Below are 17,903 nucleotides of genomic sequence, written 5' to 3'. Positions count from 1 at the left end.
GGGCGTCAGGCGATCGGGTTTGAGCGGCCGGTGAACGGCTGAGGGCGGCGGGCGCCCGCGAACTCGCCTGCCCAGCGCGGGATTCCGAGGACGTTCTCGACGCGGGTGATCAGCGTGCCGGTCCGCTCGGCGTGGATCATCGCGCCGTCGCCCGCGTGGATCCCGACGTGGTGGAGGGGCGCGTCCGGGCGGGAGAAGAACAGCAGATCGCCCGGGAGCAGCGCGTCGCGTTCCACCGCCGCGCTGCGGTGGAACTGGGCGACGGTGTAGTGGCCGAGTTCGACCGTGCCGTGGCTGGCCCGGTACCAGCAGTAGAGGGACAGGCCGCTGCAGTCGAAGCCGACGGTGGTCTCGCCCAGACACTTGCCGTCGAGGTAGCCGTTCTCGTCGTCGCAGAAGCCGAGGCTCGCGCCGAGCCGGTCGCCGCCGCCCCAGGCGTACGGCACGCCGATCTGGGCGGCGGCCACCTCGGCGACCTGGCGGCCGAGGACGGCTGGAGCGTGGGCGGGTGCGTGCACGGGGGCGACCTCGGGCGCGTGTGTGGGGGCGTGCGTGGGCGCGGCTTCGGAGGTGGGCTCGGCGTGTGCGGGGGCCGACCCCAGCGCCGGGACGAGACCCGCCCCGAGCGCGAGGCCCAGCATCCGGCGGCGACCGACGCCCGAACCCTCGTCGCGGTCTGGCAGTTGGGACTCCATCACTCACCCTCTCGGTGTCGGCGGATCACCAGGATCCCGGCCGAGCACGACTGCCCGCCATCACCCGCAATGGTGAATCGTGGACGTACGGGCCCTGGAGTGGCGGGAAATCCGCTGGTAAATGGTTTGACGGTCACTCAGGAGGACGCCAACGATAGGCGCGAACGTTCGACCGCGACCCATGGAGGACCTCATGAGCAGCGCCGTCAAGTTGATCCGGAACACGCGGCTCGCCCAGGCCGTGGACTACGCCTATGCGGCCCTCGTCGACGCGCCGGTCCGTACGCTCTGGCTCGCTGGCGCCTGTCCGCTCGACGAGGAGGGGCGGACGGTCGCTGTCGGCGACTACGAAGGGCAGGCCCATCAGGTGATGCGGAACCTGATAACCGCGCTGGAGGACGCGGGCGCGGGCCTGGCCGACATCGCCCGGACGACGGTGTACGTGGCGTCCTCTGACCAGGGTGACCTGGTGAAGGTGTGGGACGTCTGCCGGGCGTACATGGGGGAGCACGACGCCCCCAGCACGCTGCTCGGGGTCTCGGTGCTGGGCTACAACGACCAGTTGGTGGAGGTGGAGGCGGTGGCCGTGCTGCCCTGACGGCCGGAGTGGCTCCGCTCGGTTCGGCCGAAGATGGCGCGCGGTTCGCCAGTGAGCCCGACGTTGTCGATCCGCATCCGGTGCATCAGCCAGCGGGAGCCGTCGCGGTGCAACTCGACGTCGTAGCGGTTCTTCAGAAGTGCGTGCGTGGCCGGGGCGGCGGTCAGCACGGATACGCCTCTTGCGGGCCGGCGAGGTGGACCTGGTGTTCGCCGCCTTCCCGCTGAGCGAGCCGGATGGGGGAGAGCCCCCGGGGGCTCGCGAACGTCAGGCCGAAGCGAGCAGGGCGTCCAGCTTCCGGTAGCCCTCGACGACACCGCGCTCCATTCCGCTCGCGAGGATCGCGTCGCGCGCGACCAGGCTGTTGACCACCGACAGCACAGTGACGCGGGTGCGGCCGTCCCCGACCGGCTCGAACACGGCGGTGTCCAGCGAGACGCTGTCCGGCACACCCTCGAAGGTGAAGGTCTGGACGAGCCGGGTGTCCGGCCGGACCTCGTGGAACGAGCCGTAGAAGGCGGCAACCTCCTGGCCCTCGCGGTGCATGGAGTACTGGTAGCTGCCGCCGGTGCGGGCGTCCCAGGCATCGATCTTCATGTCGAGGTCCTTGGGGCCGAGCCACTGGGCGACCAGCTCGGGCTCGATCCAGGCCCGGAACACCCGCGCCTTCGGGGCGTCGAACTCACGGACGATCCGGATGGTGGGCAGCGCCGGGTCCGCCTCGATGCGGGTCTTGTGGCCGGTGGTGGGGGTCATGACGGGGCTCCTTCGTTCTGCTGGTTCTCGTTCTGTTCGGGTTCGTTCCGGCAAGCCGTCGACCGGTATTCACGAGGTGGAGGAGCCGAGTGGGAGAGAAGGGGCTTGGGGTGATTCCGCGACGTCACCTTGTAGCCCTTGGACCGCCGGTAGCTAAGATACGGGGTGTTTGGTTTTGTTTTCCCGGGGTGAACGTCAGGGCGGGTGGTTGCGGTGGTGCGACAGGAGCGGGCGCTGCGGACTCGTCGGCTGATCCTGGAGGCGGCGGCCTCGGTCTTCGACGAGTTCGGCTACGAAGGTGCCACCATCGGTGAAGTGGTCTCCCGGGCCGGTGTGACGCGAGGTGCGGTCTATTTCCACTTCGCGTCCAAGCGGGATCTGGCGCAGGGCGTGGTCGAGGAGCAGTTCGTCCAGGACGGGGTTCCCGAACGCGCGTGCAAACTCCAGGAGTTCGTGGACACCGGGATGGTCGTCGCCCATCTGATGCCGCGTGACCCGCTGCTGAGCGCCGGCGCCCGGCTCTCCCTGGGCCAGGACATGCTCGACGACTTCGGCGGCGGCGCGATCCCCGGGTGGATCGGCCGGCTGGAGGCCCTGCTGGTCGCGGCCGGTGAGCGCGGCGAACTGCTTCCGCATGTCGCTCCGGCGGACACTGCGTGGCTGGTCACTGCCGCCTGGACGGGCGTGCAGATCCAGTCTCAAAAGCTCACCGGGCGCACCGACTTGGAGCGGCGGGTGGCCTCGCTGTTTCAGCACTTGATGCCGAGCGTCGCGGTGTCGGGCGTGCTCGGCTCGCTGCAGATGGGCCCGGACCGCGGCGCCCGGGTGGTGGCCGAGGTGGCGGCGGCTCGCGAGGTGGCGGAGGGTGGCGACGCCGAGGCCGGGGTGGCCCGAGCGGTTTGAGCAAGCCTGTGCAACGGCGGGCGAATTGCCCGCATGTCGTCACGATTAGTAGCTGACCAGTTGCTCAAAGTTCCTCATCTGCACGTGCCTGGCCGCATAAACAAACAGGTCATTCGGTTTTGTGAAGAAGGTAAACCGCCCACCCCCGTTTGTGGCTGCTGGCGGTCGTCCCGGCCGTCTTCCCGGGGGTGTGCATGCCGGCTCTGCACTGCTCTGGCCGAAGCGGGGAGGCGCTGGAGGTCCACCAACGCCTCCGTGTCACTCTGGCAGGCGAGTTGGGCATGAACCCGCCAGCCCGAAAGCCCGATGGGGGTAGCGCCCAAGGCCGGTGTTCGCGTTGCATGACAACGGTTCGGGTGAAAACGTCTCGCCCGTCTGGTCGTTGCCCGGGTGTGAACGGAACGGGCTTGCTGCAGGGAGGGGTTGAGGGACGGGTGGCACAGGAGAGGGCGGAGCGGACGCGGGGGCGTCTGATGGAGGCGGGGGCGGTGCTGTTCGACCGCTGCGGTTATGCGGGTGCGACGCTCGGCGAGATCGCGGGCGCGGCCGGAGTGACGAAGGGGGCGCTGTACTTCCACTTCGCGTCGAAGGAGGAGTTGGCGCGGGCGGTGCTGGAGCAGGCCGAGGGAACGCTGCGCGACGCGTGCAGCACCCTGCGCACGACCTCGTCCCCGCTCCAGGCGTTGATCGACTCGGGCTACTGGCTGGTCGACGCGCTGGGGTCGGACGCGGTGATCCGGGCCGCGTTCCGGCTTGGCCGGGAGGGCGGTGCGTGGCTGGGGGAGGCTGCGCCGGTCGCCGCGGCCATGGGGGCGCAGGTGACAGGGGCGCCCGTGGCGGGGACGCAGGGCTTCCACGGCGTGTGGGCCGGCGTGGTCCAGGACCTACTGTCCGGCGCGCGGCGGGCCGGTGAACTGCACGACCGCCCGGGCGGCGTCGGGCCGGAGACCCTGGTGGTGACGGCCGCGTGCGGGCTGGAGGTCGTCTTCAGCGAGGGCTGCTCGCGCGAGGAGCGGGCCCGCCGGGTCGGCGCATTGTGGGAGTGGCTGCTGCCCTGCCTCGTCCCCCCGGGCGCCTCGGGCACCTACCGGACCAGGCCGCTGACAAGCGTCCCCGCGTAGCCTGCATAGCCCTGACTCCTCTGGACGGGCCGAACACCGGACGCCGTATCAGCATCAATGTCAGTGCCAGTCGCCATGATGGCGGTATGAAGGACGCAGCCACCATGGCCTCTCCCGCAGCCCTGACCTCCCCGGAGGCCTACGCCGACGCCGTCGCCACCGCGGTCCGGGCCGCCGCGGCGTACTACGCCGACGGCGACACCCCGCTCGGCGACGACGAGTACGACGCCCTGGTCCGCGCGGTCGAGGCGTACGAGCGCGAGCACCCGGACGAGGCGCTGCCGGAGTCGCCGACCGGCAAGGTCGCCGGCGGCGCAGTGGTCGGCGACGTCCCGCACAGCGCCCCGATGCTCTCGCTCGACAACGTCTTCTCGGCCGAGGAGCTGGAGTCCTGGGCGGCCGGCCTGGAGCGCCGCCTCGGCCGCCCGGCCGCCGCCTGGTGCGTCGAGCCGAAGCTGGACGGCCTCGCCGTCGCAGCCCGCTACCGGGCCGGCCGCCTCACGCAGATGCTCACCCGCGGTGACGGCCTGGCGGGGGAGGACATCACCCACGCCGCCGACGCCGTCCTCGGCCTGCCCGCGCAGCTCGTCGAGCCGCTCGACGTCGAGCTGCGCGGCGAAGTCCTGCTCACCCACGAGCAGTTCGAGCAGGCCAACGCCGTCCGCACCGCCCACGGCGCCACCCCCTTCGCCCACCCGCGCAGCGGCGCCGCCGGCACCCTACGGGCCAAGGACCGCCCCTACCGCGTCGAGCTCACCTTCTTCGCCTACGACGCCCTCGGCCTCCCCGGGCTCCCCGGCGTCCCCGGTCTCGACCACGCCGACCTGCTGGCCCGCCTCGCCGACCTCGGCGTCAACACCGCCGCCACCACGGACGCCGCGCCCCGCCGCTGCGCCACCCTGGCCGAGGCGCAGCAGCGCATCGACGAGATCGCCGCCTTGCGAGCCTCGCTGCCGTTCGGCATCGACGGCGTCGTCGTCAAGGCGGACGCGGTGGCCGACCAGGATGAGGCCGGCTCCGGCTCCCGCGCGCCGCGCTGGGCCGTCGCCCGCAAGCTCCAGGCGCAGCACAAGGTCACCCGCCTGCTCGCCGTCGAGTGGAACGTCGGTCGCACCGGGATCATCGCGCCCCGCGCCGTCCTCGAACCGGTCGTGATCGACGGCGTCACCGTCACGTACGCGACGCTGCACAATCCGGCCGACATCGAGCGTCGGGGCCTGATGATCGGCGACCAGGTGTTCGTCTACCGGGCCGGCGACGTCATCCCGCGCGTCGAGGCGCCGCTCGCCGACCAGCGCACCGGAAGCGAGGAGCCGATCGTCTTCCCGGAGGTCTGCCCGCGCTGCGGCGACGCGATCGACACCTCCGAGCAGCGGTGGCGCTGCGTGCGCGGCCGGGGTTGCCAGGCCGTCGCCTCGGTGATCTACGCGGCCGGGCGCGACCAGCTCGACATCGAGGGGCTCGGCGGCACCCGGGCCGTCCAGCTGGTCGAGACCGGCCTGGTCGCCGACATCGCCGACCTGTTCACGCTCACCAAGGAGCAACTGCTCACGCTCGACCGGATGGGCGAGACCAGCGCCGACAACCTGCTCGCCGCCATCGAGACTGCCCGCAGTCGGCCGCTGAACCGGGTGTTCTGCGGGCTCGGCATCCGCGGCACCGGCCGCACCATGTCCCGCCGGATCGCCGCGCACTTCGGCAGCATGGCCGCCATCCGGGCCGCCAACGCCGAGGCGCTGGCGGGCGTGGACGGCATCGGCGCCGAGAAGGCCGCCGTGATCGTCGCCGAACTCGCGGACGTGGCACCACTGTTGGACAAGCTCGCGGCCCATGGCATCGGGACGGCCGTCACCGAGCCGACCGCACCCGCCGCCGCCTCTTCCGCGGAAGCTGCCGCCGAGGGCCCGCTCACCGGCGAGAGCGTCGTCGTCACTGGCGCGATGACCGGCGCCCTCGCCGACCTCTCCCGGAACGCGATGAACGAGCTCATCGAGCGCGCCGGCGGCAAGGCTTCGTCCTCCGTCTCCAAGCGCACCACCCTGCTCGTCGCGGGGGAGAAGGCCGGCTCCAAGCGGGCCAAGGCCGAGGAGCTCGGCATCCGGATCGTGACCCCCGAGGAGTTCGCCGTCCTGGTCGCCGACCAGCTCGACCTGAGCTGACCCTGGCTGACGTCGACCGACCCTGGCTGACGTCGACCGACCCTGGCTGACGTCGACCGACCCTGGCCGACGTCGACCGACCTTGCCCGGCCTCGGCCGACGGCGAAGATCGGCCCGATGCGCCCGTGCGGTAGGGTGGCCGACGCCGAGAATGACCGCGACTCAGGGAGGTGAGACCCATTACCGGTATGTCCGAGCGGGTGCTCCCCGGGTCCGGCCGTACGGGCGGCGCGTCGCGCGTGTAACGCGACCGCGCCCACGCGGCGACGGTCCTCGCGGGGCCCTGACGGAGTCGTTCAGCTTCTTCTCGATTCCCTGTAGGGGTTCTCTTGTCGGTCTTTCCTTCCGCCACCCTCCGTTCCTCCGTGGTGTCCCGCCTCCGGGCCGCCGGGTGCGTCTTCGCCGAGGACGAGGCACGCATCCTCCTCGGCGCCGCCGCCACCCCGGCCGACCTCGCCGCGAAGGTCCGCGCCCGCGCCGAGGGCCACCCGCTGGAACACGTCGTCGGCTGGGCCGAGTTCGCGGGCCTGCGGATCGCCGTCGACCCGGGCGTCTTCGTCCCTCGCCGCCGCAGCGAGTTCCTCGTCGCCACGGCCACCGCGCTCACCGGCCCGGACGCGCTGGTCGTCGACCTCTGCTGCGGCAGCGGCGCCCTCGGCGCCGCCCTCGCCGCCGCCGTTCCGCACCCGGTCGAGCTGCACGCCGCCGACGTCGACCCGGCCGCCGTCCGCTGCGCCCGCCGCAACCTCGCCCCGTACGGCGGCCGGGCCTACGACGGTGACCTCTTCGCCGCGCTGCCCACCGACCTCCACGGCCGGATCGACGTCCTGCTCGCCAACGTCCCCTACGTCCCCACCGCCGACATCGGCCTCCTGCCCCCCGAGGCCCGCCTCCACGAGTCCGTGCCCGCCCTCGACGGCGGCACCGACGGCCTCGACGTCCTGCGCCGCGTCACCGCCGACGCCCCGCACTGGCTGGCCCCCGGCGGCTCCCTGCTCTTCGAGACCAGCGAACGCCAGACCCTCGACGCCCTCACCGTCGCCCGCGCCGCCGGCCTCGACGCCGCCACCTCCTGGTGCGAGGACCTCGACGCGACCGTCATCACCGCCACCCGCCCCTGAATCGCCACCCGCCGCCGGCCAGCCCGATCGGCCGCCTGCGCCTGCGCCCGCGCAGGCGGCCCGGCCCGGCCCTGCTCGTGAGGGCTCGGTGAGTCTCATGTTTGGCCACGTGTGGCAGGGTCCAGTCGGGATCGGCGCCGGAATGCCGCCAGCCGGAGCGCCGCTGCGGCTGCTCATCCACGCCATCCTCGACCACCATTGCAACCGACTGCGGGACGACGCGACCATCCTGCTCTTCGAATGGCGCCCGCAGCACTGGTGACGCGGTAGTGCGCCGAGCCTCGTTCTGACGGGCCGTAGGGCGCCCCGGGGTCGAGCGCGGGGACGAGCGCGGTGCCGAGCGCGGTGCTGAGTGCGGTATTCACCGCCCGGGCCCGCCGCACGTGAGCACACGTGACCACCGCGCAACTCTCGGATTAGAATGGTGAGTTCGCGTCAGTGCGGTGTCGGTGAGGGTCTGCCGCGGGGGGTGGCCCAGCGCCGCCACCCCGCGTTGTCGGCGCCGCGGTCGCTGCCGGCGAGCCTGCCCTTCGACTCATCCTGGGCGGGCTCGGTCTGTGCGCCCTGCTCCTCCCCGTCGGGGAGCCGGTGCGCGACAAGCACGGCGATGTCGTCGTCGAGGGTGGCATCGCTGTACGCGAGCAGGTCCTGGTGCAGGTGGTTCAAAAGCTCGCGTGGCGGCAGGGCGGTCCAGTTGCGGACGCGCTGGGTGAGCGGGTAGAAGGCGCCGGTGCGGTCGCGGGTCTCGGTCACGCCGTCGGTGTACAGCAGCAGTTGGTCGCCCGGACGGAAGGGCTCCACGTCGACGTGGTAGTCGCCGCCGAGTAGCACACCGAGGTTGAGAGGCGGTGACGGATCCCACGGGGCCAGTTCGCTGACCTGGCCCCGGTCGATGAGCAGTGGCGGGGGGTGACCGCAGTTGACGATGCGGACCACGGGCTCGTCGCCGGGAATCTCGGCGAGCACTGTGGTGATGAAGCGTTCCTCACTGTCGGGCAGCTGGTCGGCTCGGCGGCTCATGCTCCTCTCCAATCTACGCGCTATTGCGGGCAGATCGGGCTCGTCGTAGGCGGCCTCGCGGAAGGCGGCCAGCATCGTCGCGGCTGTCTCCACCGCGAGCAGGCCCTTGCCCCGGACATCGCCGATCAGCAGACGCACACCGTGCGCGGTGCTCATCGCCTCGAAGAGGTCGCCGCCGATCCGGGCCTCCGCAGCCGCCGACAGGTACAAGGTTTCGATGCTGACGCGGCCCAGGAGGTGGGGGACCGGACGCAGCAGCACGCGCTGCGCCGTCTCGGCCACCGAGCGCACGGTGGCCAGGGTGCGTTCCCGGCGCGTCCGGTGGGCGGCCAGAAGGGCGCCCAGCACCCCGACCAACGCCGTGGAGAAGTAGGTGGCCACGTAGTGGCGCTCCCACAGATCACCCACGGAGCGGCCCGCACAGCACGGAGTGCCCGCCAGGAGGCCTTCGAAGGTCACGGCGAAAACCGTGATGGCGGAGACGAAGGCGGGACCGTGGGCGTAGGCGGCGATGACGGGCAGGGCGATGAGCAGAAAGCTCACCGGCCACTGCACGGGAGTGATCGGTTCCAGCGCCAGGATGGCCGCGACATAGATGGCCGGCAGCCAGCGTATCCATGCCGGCAGGGCGGGCACCCGCGGCTTGGTGCCGCCCGGCTTCGTCGCACGGCGCCGGTCGGCCCCGCCGCGGCCGGGGAGCCTCACCGCGCGCTCCGGTGGCGGTGTGCCCGGTTGCACGAGAAACCGCGGCGAACCGGCCGGGCACGGGCGGGCGAAGCGGACTGCCGCGGCCCCACGGGCGGCGGATCCATCAGGATGCCGGAGAGCGTCCGCCCGGACGGCGGCGGGAGTCCGACAGCCGCGGAAGGCGCCGTGACGTAGAGCGGTGTGACCCCGCACTCCCGGTGGCGGGCGTCATCCGGTTCGTGATCCGCCTGTACACGCATACACCAATCATCACGGCAAAACGGCCACTACCGCCCGCCGACGGAGTCGAGCACGCGGCCGCATGGCGCGGCACCCCCGACACGTGGCAGCCGCGACCGAGAGAGTGGCACCATGCCCCCGCGCGGCCCCAGGCCGCAGGCCTCGCCCGCCGCGAGCCCGACCCGGACCGAGCCGGCTGCCGCCGGGGCGCCGGTTGCAAGGGCCGGTGTACGGCGGGGGCAGCGCCGACGCGCGCTCTTGAACCGCGCCGGGGACCGTCGGCATCGGGGCACCGGCGGGGCCGGGCCCTCCGGGGCGGCGACCAGTTCGTCGGTGGCCCGGCTTGGCCGGGTCACCGGGCGCCGGCCCTCGGCGGGCTGCCAGCGACGCCCGAGGCGGAGCGGCTCGCCGCCCGCACCCGGCGGAACCGCCGGCTCGGCGATCGTCGCGGGCCCTGATCGCGCCGACAGCGCGTGCGGGGCAGGTATCCGCGTGTGACGCGGGTCTCAACCCGGGAAGATCGTCTGCATTCAAAGCGGCGGCGGCAATTCGGTCAGCAGTGGGCAAATGGGACAAAGGCGCCGACCCCCTCGGCCCACACCGACCTACACCCGCGACCTTGATCACCCTCCCCCTCACCCCGGGGGCCGGACAGGGACCACCGGGATGACCCCGAAAGGGCCCGTGCCCGCGCGAACCGCGTGGCACGGGCCCTCTCGCGGTTGTGCCGCCCGCCCCGCGCCGTCCGCCCTCCAGCCGTCCGCCCTCGGGCGTCAGCCCCCACAGCTCGCGCATCCGCGCGTACTCGGCGGCCGGCCGGACAGCCGCCGCCTCGTCCAACGACGCCGGCCGGGCCGGACCGGCGTCGTGGGCCGGATCGGCCCGCTCGACCAGCACCCCGCGCCGGGCGTCGTCAGGACGCGGGCGGCGTACTCCTCGACCGGCTCACCCGGGCGCCGGGTGAGCGCGTCCACAACGCCGGCGCCGTACACCGATCAGGCATCCACTGACCGAAATCGCCGACCGCCGCGGCCGGCGGGAGTCCGGCCGAGCCGCCGGTGGCATGGAGGGACCACGGGATCATCAATGACGGGCGGGCCGGGCGGTGACGCCACCGGCGATGGGGGTGGGGGCCGGGGCCGGCGGGCCTCGTCGTCACCCACCGGCCGAAGGCGGTGGACAACTGCCCAGGGACGCACTGCAGTTAGACGATTCGGCTGCGTGCTGCAACGCCCGTACCAGGGCCGCCGTGTACGGCTGCCGCACCCGCCGCCGGGCGGTGGCGATCCCGATGTGCCGGGCCGGCCGTGGCGGTTGGACGGGGACCACGACGGTGCCCGGCTGCTCCGGGGTCAGCGCGACGGACGGGACCAACGAGACGCCGACCCCCGCCGCGACCAGCGACCGGGCGAAGAAGTAGTCGGTGGTGCTGCCGCGCACCAGCAGCTCGAAGCCGGCCAGCTCGGCGTAGCGGCGCAGGAACGCCGCGGTCTTCAGACAGCCCAACACCCAGCGTTCCGCGGCGAGTTCGCCCAGGTCGAGCGAGGCGCGACCGGCCAGCCGGTGGCCGGCGGGCAGCACCACGGAGAGCGGATCGTCGGTGAGCGCCAGCCAGTCGAGGCCCGAGCGGTCACCGGGACGGGCGGGCAGCGGGCCGTCGAAGTGGTAGGCGAGCGCGAGGTCGGCGACCCCCTGCCGGACCATCGGCAGGCTGTCCTCGGGTTCCCGCTCCACCAGGTGGAGTTCGACCTCGGGATGCTCGGTTGCGAACGCCGCGAGGGCGGTGGGCAGCAGCACTCGACCGCCGCTGGTGAACGTCGCGATCGTCAGCTTCGGCCGTTCTGCCGTGAGCTGGTCGATCTGCTCGCGGGCGTGCCGCAGCTCGGCGGAGATCGCGGTGGCGGTCTCCACCATCACCCGCCCGGCCTCGGTGAACGTGACGCCGCGGGTGCTGCGGACCACCACGGCCGTGCCGAGGCCGCGCTCCAGGGCGGCCACCTGCTGGGAGACCGCGGACGGGGTGAGGTGCAGGGCGGCGGCCGCCCGGTTGAAGCTGCCGTGCTCGGCCACCGCCCGCAGGATGCGCAGCCGCTGGACGTCGATCATCCGGTCACCAGATTTCCTTCATACCGGTTCAGTAAGTGATCAGTTCTGCTGCGCAGCCTAGGCGGTCACAGTGGAGGCATGCGAAACGTCCTCGTCATCGGCGGCAGCCGTTACTTCGGCCGTCACCTCGTCACCCTGCTCCGCGACGCCGGCACCCGCGTCACCCTGCTCAACCGCGGCTCCGCCCCGGCACCGGACGGTGTGACGCCGCTGATCGCGGACCGCGCCGACCACGCGGCGCTGACCGCGGCACTCGGCTCGAGCGAATTCGACGCGGTGATCGACCAGGTCTGCTCCACCCCTGCGCACGCGGCCGTCGCCCGCCGGGTCTTCGCGAACCGGACCGGGCGCTACGTGATGACCTCGACCATCGAGGTGTACGACCCGGCGACCTCCGACCTCCTGGCCTCCGACCCCCTGGCCTCCGACCTTCTGCGCGCACCCGACCCGACGCGCCGCGTGCCGCTCGCCGAGTCCCAGGTTCTCCCGGCCCGCTGGCCGGTGGACCCCGAGCGCCTCGCCGCCGCCGACACGCCCGAACTCCGGTACGCCGAAGGCAAGCGGCAGGCCGAGGCCGTCTTCACCCAGGACGCGCCGTTCGCCTTCGCCGCCGTACGCAGCGCCCACGTGCTGGGTGGCGGCGCGCTGGACTTCACCGGACGCCTGGCCCACTACACCGAGCGGATCGCCGCCGGCCGCCCGATCACCGTCCACCGCGAGCCGTTCGCGACGTCCTTCGTGCACCACCGGGAGATCGCCGAGTTCCTGGCCTGGGCCGCCTCCGCCGACTTCACCGGGCCGGTCAACGCCTGCTCGAACGGCACGCTCGACGTCACCGAGCTGTCCGAGCTGGTCGCCGACCGGATCGGTGGCCCGGCCGTGCGGTACCGCATCGCCGACGCACCGCCGCCGCACCCGGACGAGCCGGGGCACCCGGACGACAAGCCCTCGCCGTTCTCGTTCGACCGCTGGTATCCGATGGACAACACCCGGGCCACCGAACTCGGCTTCCGCTTCCGCGCGGTGCGCGACTGGCTTCCGGAAGCCGTCGACGAGGCGCTCACCACCTCGAAGGCCGGTGTCTGACATGCGCGAGCGCAGCATCGGCGACGTCAAGGTCGGCGCGATCGGGCTGGGCGCGATGCCCCTCTCCATCGAGGGGCGCCCCGACGAGGCCCGGGCCCTGGCCACCCTCCACACCGCGCTGGACAGCGGTGTCACGCTGATCGACACCGCCGACTCCTACCACTGGCACGCGGACGAGCTCGGCCACAACGAGTTCCTGATCGCCCGCGCCCTGGCGACGCGCAGCGACCGCGACCGCGTGCTGATCGCCACCAAGGGCGGCCGCGGGCGCCCGGGTGACGGATCGTGGACGGTCACCGGCGCGCCCCGGCACCTCAAGAGCGCGTGCGAGGGCTCGCTGCGCCGGCTGGGCGTGGCGGCGATCGACCTGTACCAGCTGCACAAGCCCGATCCGCAGGTCCCGTGGGCCGAGTCGGTCGGCGCGCTCAAGGAGTTGGTGGACGAGGGGAAGATCCGGATGGCCGGCATCTCCAACGTCACCGTCCATCAGATCCGGGAGGCGCACGGGATCCTCGGCCCGGCCCTGGTCTCGGTGCAGAACCGTCACTCCCCGGCCGTCCGCACCAGTGAGGACCAACTGCGGCTCTGCACGGAGCTGGGGGTGGCCTTCCTGCCGTGGAGCCCGCTGGGCGGCGTCTCGCGCAGCTCGCTCGACGACGCCTCGGAGCAGCCGGCGGCCGGCACGGCGTTCCACGAGGTCGCGGCCGCACGCGGGGTCAGCCCGCAGCAGGTCGCACTCGCCTGGCTGCTGGCCCGCTCGCCGGTGGTGATCCCCGTCCCCGGTGCCACCCGCCCCGCCTCGATCCGGGACTCGGCCCTGGCCGCAGATCTGGTGCTCACCCCGGCCGAACTGGCCCGCCTGGCAACGCCACTCGGCTGACGCCACCGCACACCCTCCCCGCCCCGGGCCCGCCCGGCACAGGCCGGTGATGCCGAGAGACCGTTGGGTGCCGTTGGCGCTCCCGGTGCCGTCGTCGTGGCGGCGCAGGTCGAGGTCCGCAGCACCATGCCTCGTCGTGACCGATCGGCCCCTGGAGTTTCGGCAGTACCTCGCTAATATGAGCACTGCTCATGTTAGCGAAGGAGGCAGCTATGCCGGATCGCCTCGACCTGCCGGCCGGGTTCCGCTGGGGAGCGTCCACCGCCGCCTACCAGATCGAGGGGGCGGTGGACGAGGACGGGCGCGGGCCCTCCGTCTGGGACGTGTTCGCCGCCCGACCCGGCGCGGTCCGCGACGGCCATAGCGGCGCGGTCGCCTGCGACCACTACCACCGCTACACCGAGGACATCGCCCTCATGCGTGGCCTCGGCCTCGACGGCTACCGCTTCTCCATTGCGTGGCCCCGCATCCGCCCCACCGGCAGCGGCCCGGCCAACCCGGCCGGACTCGCCTTCTACGACCGCCTGGTCGACGCGCTCCTGGAAGCCGGTATCACCCCGCTGCCCACCCTCTTTCACTGGGACCTCCCGCAGGCCTTGGAGGACGGCGGCGGCTGGTTGAACCGCGACACCGCCTACCGCTTCGCCGAGTACGCCTCCGTGGTGGTGGACCGGCTCGGCGATCGCGTCCCCGCCTGGATCACCCTCAACGAGCCCTTCGTCCACACCGTCTTCGGCTACGCGCTGGGCACCCACGCCCCCGGCCGCACCCTGATGTTCGAGGCCCTCCCGGCGGCCCACCACCAGCTCCTTGCCCATGGCCTCGCGGCGTCCCTGCTCCACGAGCGCGGCCTGGAGGTGATGCTCTCCAACAACCTCACCCCCGTCTGGCCGGCGTCCGACTCCGCCGAGGACGTTGCCGCCGCCGAGGCCTACGACGCCCTCCACAACCGCCTGTTCACCGACCCCGTCCTCCTCGGCCGCTACCCCGACCTCTCCGCCTTCGGCGTCCCTGACGACCTCTTCGGCGCTATCCACCCCGGCGACCTCGACCTCATCGCCGCCCCGCGCCTCGACGGCCTCGGCCTCAACTACTACAACCCCACCCGCATCGCCGCCCCCATCGAACCCGGCCTCCCCTTCACCCTGGTCGACATCCCCGACGTCCCCCACACCGCCTTCGGCTGGCCCGTCGTCCCCGACGCCCTCCGCCAACTCCTCCTCCATCTCCGCGACTTGTACGGCACCGCCCTCCCGCCCATCACCATCACCGAGAACGGCTGCTCCGTCACCGAGGACACCACCCCCGACCAGCCTCGCATCGACTTCATGGCCGCCCACCTCGACGCCCTCGCCGCCGCCATCGCCGAAGGCGCCGACGTCCGCGGCTACTACACCTGGTCACTACTTGATAACTATGAGTGGGCGGACGCGTACGGCCTGCGCCTCGTCCTACGCCCCGTCGGTCCAGTCGGCGTCGGGCAGCGTCTCGCCGAACCGCTCCAGCGCCGATTCGGGCCCGCAGCCGAAGGCGCGGCCGATGTACTCCCAGGTCATCAGGCTGCTGCGGGCCCTGCGGCCGGCCAGCAGCGCGGTCGAACCCGCGGCGCGCTCGAACCGGGCGGCGGCACGGGCGGCGGCGTACGGCTTGCTCTCCGTCAGGTCGCAGATCCGGTCCACCAGTGCCGTGACCAGCTCCTCGACCTCGCGCGGCACCACACCCTCGGCCACGTCGACGTGCCACTCCCAGTCCGCGAACGGCCCGGTGGCCTCGCCCACCGCCTCGGTCGCCTGGTCGTCGCCGAAGTCCAACGGGTGCACCCGCTCACCCCGCCAGCCGCAGCTGCACCCGCCGCGCACCGCAGCGGCCCGGGGGCCGTCCGCGCCGTTGTAGAGCCACCACGTCGTACGGCCGTCCGGCAAGGGCGTCGGCTCACTGCCGTCCGCCAACACCGCCACCGGGAAGCCCTGATGGCGCCCGCTCTCGTCAGACCATGGCATGCCGTGCCCCTCACGTCCCTGGAGTACGGCACCAGGGTTCCCAGCCCGTGACGCACTGTCAAGGCTTCGCGACAGCCGGTGCGACCCGCAGGGTCGGTGCCGTCGTCACCCGGGCCCTCAGGCGTCGTGGGCGGAGCGCAGCAGGTGGTCGCGGACCAGCGTGACATGGGGGTTCGTGGACGACCCCGGGCGCTGGACCAGGAAGCCCGTGTTGATCGGCGGGTCGTCCGGATCGTTGAGGAGGATCAGGGCGCCCGAGGCCAGGTCGTCGGCGCACAGGTAGCGCGGGAGCACGCTGAATCCGGCGCCGCCGACCACGGCCTCCTTGACTGCTCGGAGGTCGGGGATGGTGACGGTCGGCCGGCAGGTCAAGGGCCTGCCGAACACGTGGCGCCAGTAGCGCCGGACGATCGGCAGGTCCTCGGCGTACGAGACGAGCGGCACCCCGTGCAGGACGGCGGGCCCCTCGGCGGCGAGGCGCGATCCGATCCGTTCGGCCCAGGAGGGCGCGGCGACCAGGACGAACTCCTCGTCGGCCAGCGGGACGGAGGCGAGCGCGCGGCCGCGTGGGCGCACGGTGGCCATGACCAGGTCGTGCCGGCCCGCGCGCAGTCCGTCGAGCAGGTCGTCGGGGAGGCCGAAGGCGATGCGCAGGCGCACCCCCTTGTCGACGAGCGGGGCGAGCGTCGGCATGACGCAGTGCGTGATGTACTCGGCGGGCCCCGCCAGGTGCACGGGCTCCGCGTCACCCTCGCCGAGGAGGGCGCCGCCGCCGACCGGGCCGAGGGCGTCCATCGGCTCCATGACCCGCGCGGCCAGCTCGTCGGCGAACGGGGTCGGGGCGACGCCGCGCGACAGCCGTTCGAACAGCTCCCGGCCCAGCTGGGTCTCCAGGGAGCGGATCTGCGTCGTCACCGTCGGTTGCGACAGGCCCAGCACGCGGGCGCCCGCGGTGAAGGCGCCGGCCCGGTACACCGCGAGGAACGTGCGCAGCAGGTTCAGATCGAGGAGGCCGCTCGCCTGCGGTGACGGCGTTCCCGGCCGTCCATCGGGATTCTTATCTCTCACATGTACGAGCCTATTGGATTCCGATGGGGTAGGCGTCCTACCGTCGAGGACGTCGCCGCACTGACGAACTGAGTGCGAAGTGTCAGTGCTTCGGAAACGTCAGCGGCGGCGACGCATCGACCCCCGATCCCCGATCCCCCTGCGGATCCGCACGCTCGGAGCACCCCTCATGTCGAAGATCCTCTTCGTCGTCACCGGCGCCGACCACTGGACGCTGGCTGACGGAACCAAGCACCCCACCGGCTTCTGGGCCGAGGAGGCCGTCGCTCCGTACCAGGCGTTCAAGGCGGCCGGTCACGAGATCGTGGTCGCCACGCCCGGCGGCGTCGTTCCCGCCGTCGACCGGGGCAGCCTCGCCCCCGAGGTCAACGGTGGCCAGGAGAACGCCGACCGCATCGCCGAGGCCCTGGCCGGCTTCGGCGAGCTGCGGTCCCCCCTCAAGATCGAGGACGTGGACCTGGACGACTACGCGGCCGTCTTCTACCCCGGCGGCCACGGCCCCATGGAGGACCTCGCCGTCGACGCCGACTCCGGCCGCCTCCTCACCCTCGCCCTGGAGTCCGGCAAGCCGCTCGGCGTGGTCTGCCACGCCCCGGCCGCGATGCTGGCCGCCACCAGGGCCGACGGCACCAACGCCTTCGCCGGCTACGAGGTCGCCGCCTTCACGAACGCCGAGGAGACCCAGGCCGGCTTCGCCGACAAGGCGAAGTGGCTGCTCCAGGACCGTCTCACCGAGGCCGGCGTGAACGTCCGGGTCGGCGAGCCGTGGGTGCCGAACGTGGTCGTCGACCGCAACCTGGTCACCGGCCAGAACCCGGCCTCCTCCGCGCCGCTCGCCGTCGAGCTGCTCACGAAGCTGGCCTGACCGATGGGCACCGACCGGCTCGACGAGGTCCTCGACGCCACGTACGACTGCCTGACCAGGTACGGAGTGCGCCGCACCACGATGGACGACATCGCCACCACCATGGGCGTGTCCCGGTCCGCGGTCTACCAGTACGTCCGCAGCAAGGACGACGCCTTCCGGCGGCTCGCCGGGCGCCTGCACGAGCAGGCGCTCGCGCGGGCCCGCCGGGCGGCGGCCGACACCGGGGTTCCGTACGCCGCCCGCGTCCGGGGCGTCCTCGCCGCCAAGCTCGAACTCGTCCTCGCCCTGTCCGAGGACTCCCCGCACACGGCCGAACTCCTCGACGACAAGGCCCGCCTCTTCGGCGGGATATGCTCCGCCTTCACCGACGACCTGCGCCGCCTGCTCACCGCACTCTTCGACGAGGCGGGCACCGTCGAGGGGGTCGAGCCCGTCGAGGCCGCGGACGTCTGCATCGCGCTGGTGGTCGGCCTGGAGAACGTCGCGGACGCGCACCGCCTGCTGCCCCTGGGATCCGATGCCCTCGTGGCCGGATACCTGGGCGCGCCCGTCTCCACCGTGCCCGTCTCCACCGTGACCGCGGGCAGTTGACCTC

The 17,903-nt window shown here is 72.7% G+C and carries 15 protein-coding genes and 2 pseudogenes; 11 read left to right on the top strand and 6 right to left on the bottom strand.

The window, feature by feature from the left end:
• Positions 1 to 5: 5 nt before the first annotated feature.
• Positions 6 to 695, bottom strand: a complete 690-nt coding sequence (locus KV557_RS21995; protein ID WP_218202828.1) for a C40 family peptidase — start codon at positions 693 to 695, stop codon at positions 6 to 8.
• Between the two features lie 193 nt (positions 696 to 888).
• On the opposite strand from KV557_RS21995, the gene KV557_RS21990 reads away from it, so the two are divergent.
• On the top strand, positions 889 to 1,293 hold the full coding sequence (locus KV557_RS21990; RefSeq protein ID WP_218202826.1) for a RidA family protein: 405 nt from the start codon (positions 889 to 891) through the stop codon (positions 1,291 to 1,293).
• On the opposite strand, the gene KV557_RS21985 is transcribed toward KV557_RS21990, so the two are convergent.
• Complete coding sequence (locus KV557_RS21985) at positions 1,245 to 1,463, bottom strand: hypothetical protein (RefSeq protein WP_218202824.1); 219 nt, start codon at positions 1,461 to 1,463, stop codon at positions 1,245 to 1,247. The genes KV557_RS21990 and KV557_RS21985 overlap by 49 nt on opposite strands.
• Positions 1,464 to 1,560: 97 nt before the next feature.
• Positions 1,561 to 2,049 carry an SRPBCC family protein gene (locus KV557_RS21980; RefSeq protein WP_218202820.1) on the bottom strand — a complete coding sequence of 163 codons (489 nt, stop codon included), beginning with the start codon at positions 2,047 to 2,049 and terminating at the stop codon, positions 1,561 to 1,563.
• 213 nt (positions 2,050 to 2,262) lie between these two features.
• On the opposite strand from KV557_RS21980, the gene KV557_RS21975 reads away from it, so the two are divergent.
• The 5 genes and pseudogenes from KV557_RS21975 (at position 2,263) to KV557_RS21960 (ending at position 7,353) form a co-directional block, all read left to right on the top strand.
• Positions 2,263 to 2,952 (top strand): ScbR family autoregulator-binding transcription factor, encoded by a 690-nt coding sequence (locus KV557_RS21975; protein ID WP_218202818.1) that lies wholly within the window; start codon positions 2,263 to 2,265, stop codon positions 2,950 to 2,952.
• A gap of 194 nt (positions 2,953 to 3,146) precedes the next feature.
• A pseudogene (locus KV557_RS44895) lies at positions 3,147 to 3,233 on the top strand (BTAD domain-containing putative transcriptional regulator); the annotation flags it as partial.
• Between the two features lie 153 nt (positions 3,234 to 3,386).
• Positions 3,387 to 4,073, top strand: a complete 687-nt coding sequence (locus KV557_RS44130; RefSeq protein ID WP_308130006.1) for a ScbR family autoregulator-binding transcription factor — start codon at positions 3,387 to 3,389, stop codon at positions 4,071 to 4,073.
• Positions 4,074 to 4,159: 86 nt separating this feature from the next.
• Positions 4,160 to 6,232, top strand: a complete 2,073-nt coding sequence (gene ligA, locus KV557_RS21965) for an NAD-dependent DNA ligase LigA (protein WP_218202814.1) — start codon at positions 4,160 to 4,162, stop codon at positions 6,230 to 6,232.
• Positions 6,233 to 6,561: 329 nt separating this feature from the next.
• Positions 6,562 to 7,353, top strand: coding sequence for a putative protein N(5)-glutamine methyltransferase (locus tag KV557_RS21960; protein ID WP_218202812.1), 792 nt, complete (start codon positions 6,562 to 6,564; stop codon positions 7,351 to 7,353).
• A gap of 435 nt (positions 7,354 to 7,788) precedes the next feature.
• Here KV557_RS21960 and KV557_RS21955 read toward each other — a convergent pair whose 3' ends face one another.
• On the bottom strand, positions 7,789 to 9,078 hold the full coding sequence (locus KV557_RS21955; protein ID WP_308130005.1) for a PP2C family protein-serine/threonine phosphatase: 1,290 nt from the start codon (positions 9,076 to 9,078) through the stop codon (positions 7,789 to 7,791).
• Between the two features lie 1,377 nt (positions 9,079 to 10,455).
• Positions 10,456 to 11,406 (bottom strand): LysR family transcriptional regulator, encoded by a 951-nt coding sequence (locus KV557_RS21950; RefSeq protein ID WP_218202810.1) that lies wholly within the window; start codon positions 11,404 to 11,406, stop codon positions 10,456 to 10,458.
• A 78-nt stretch (positions 11,407 to 11,484) separates the two neighbouring features.
• Between KV557_RS21950 and KV557_RS21945 the strand changes: the two genes are divergently transcribed.
• From KV557_RS21945 to KV557_RS21935, 3 genes and pseudogenes are all read left to right on the top strand, one after another.
• Positions 11,485 to 12,492: an NAD-dependent epimerase/dehydratase family protein gene (locus KV557_RS21945; RefSeq protein WP_218202808.1), complete on the top strand. Its 1,008-nt coding sequence runs from the start codon at positions 11,485 to 11,487 to the stop codon at positions 12,490 to 12,492.
• A gap of 1 nt (position 12,493) precedes the next feature.
• A complete protein-coding gene (locus tag KV557_RS21940) occupies positions 12,494 to 13,372 on the top strand; it encodes an aldo/keto reductase (protein ID WP_218202807.1) in 879 nt (292 codons plus the stop codon).
• A 212-nt stretch (positions 13,373 to 13,584) separates the two neighbouring features.
• Positions 13,585 to 14,826 (top strand): annotated as a pseudogene (locus tag KV557_RS21935) (GH1 family beta-glucosidase); the annotation flags it as partial.
• A 663-nt stretch (positions 14,827 to 15,489) separates the two neighbouring features.
• Here KV557_RS21935 and KV557_RS21930 read toward each other — a convergent pair.
• Positions 15,490 to 16,440: a LysR family transcriptional regulator gene (locus KV557_RS21930; protein WP_218202804.1), complete on the bottom strand. Its 951-nt coding sequence runs from the start codon at positions 16,438 to 16,440 to the stop codon at positions 15,490 to 15,492.
• 169 nt (positions 16,441 to 16,609) lie between these two features.
• Here KV557_RS21930 and KV557_RS21925 point away from each other — a divergent pair, with 169 nt between their 5' ends.
• Together KV557_RS21925 and KV557_RS21920 are read left to right on the top strand one after the other, a co-directional pair.
• Positions 16,610 to 17,305: a type 1 glutamine amidotransferase domain-containing protein gene (locus KV557_RS21925; RefSeq protein WP_218202802.1), complete on the top strand. Its 696-nt coding sequence runs from the start codon at positions 16,610 to 16,612 to the stop codon at positions 17,303 to 17,305.
• A gap of 3 nt (positions 17,306 to 17,308) precedes the next feature.
• On the top strand, positions 17,309 to 17,899 hold the full coding sequence (locus tag KV557_RS21920) for a TetR/AcrR family transcriptional regulator (RefSeq protein ID WP_218202800.1): 591 nt from the start codon (positions 17,309 to 17,311) through the stop codon (positions 17,897 to 17,899).
• Positions 17,900 to 17,903 lie beyond the last annotated feature (4 nt).

This window comes from Kitasatospora aureofaciens (assembly GCF_019192735.1).
GTDB lineage: Bacteria > Actinomycetota > Actinomycetes > Streptomycetales > Streptomycetaceae > Kitasatospora > Kitasatospora aureofaciens_A.
This window is presented reverse-complemented; position numbering and strand designations above follow the sequence as displayed.

Bases quoted from the DNA above. Each gene is read 5' to 3' on its own strand.
- KV557_RS21995 (WP_218202828.1), bottom strand. From the start codon at position 695: ATGGAGTCCCAACTGCCAGACCGCGACGAGGGTTCGGGCGTCGGTCGC.
- KV557_RS21990 (WP_218202826.1), top strand. From the start codon at position 889: ATGAGCAGCGCCGTCAAGTTGATCCGGAACACGCGGCTCGCCCAGGCC.
- KV557_RS21980 (WP_218202820.1), bottom strand. From the start codon at position 2,049: ATGACCCCCACCACCGGCCACAAGACCCGCATCGAGGCGGACCCGGCG.
- ligA (WP_218202814.1), top strand. From the start codon at position 4,160: ATGAAGGACGCAGCCACCATGGCCTCTCCCGCAGCCCTGACCTCCCCG.
- KV557_RS21950 (WP_218202810.1), bottom strand. From the start codon at position 11,406: ATGATCGACGTCCAGCGGCTGCGCATCCTGCGGGCGGTGGCCGAGCAC.
- KV557_RS21945 (WP_218202808.1), top strand. From the start codon at position 11,485: ATGCGAAACGTCCTCGTCATCGGCGGCAGCCGTTACTTCGGCCGTCAC.
- KV557_RS21940 (WP_218202807.1), top strand. From the start codon at position 12,494: ATGCGCGAGCGCAGCATCGGCGACGTCAAGGTCGGCGCGATCGGGCTG.
- KV557_RS21925 (WP_218202802.1), top strand. From the start codon at position 16,610: ATGTCGAAGATCCTCTTCGTCGTCACCGGCGCCGACCACTGGACGCTG.
- KV557_RS21920 (WP_218202800.1), top strand. From the start codon at position 17,309: ATGGGCACCGACCGGCTCGACGAGGTCCTCGACGCCACGTACGACTGC.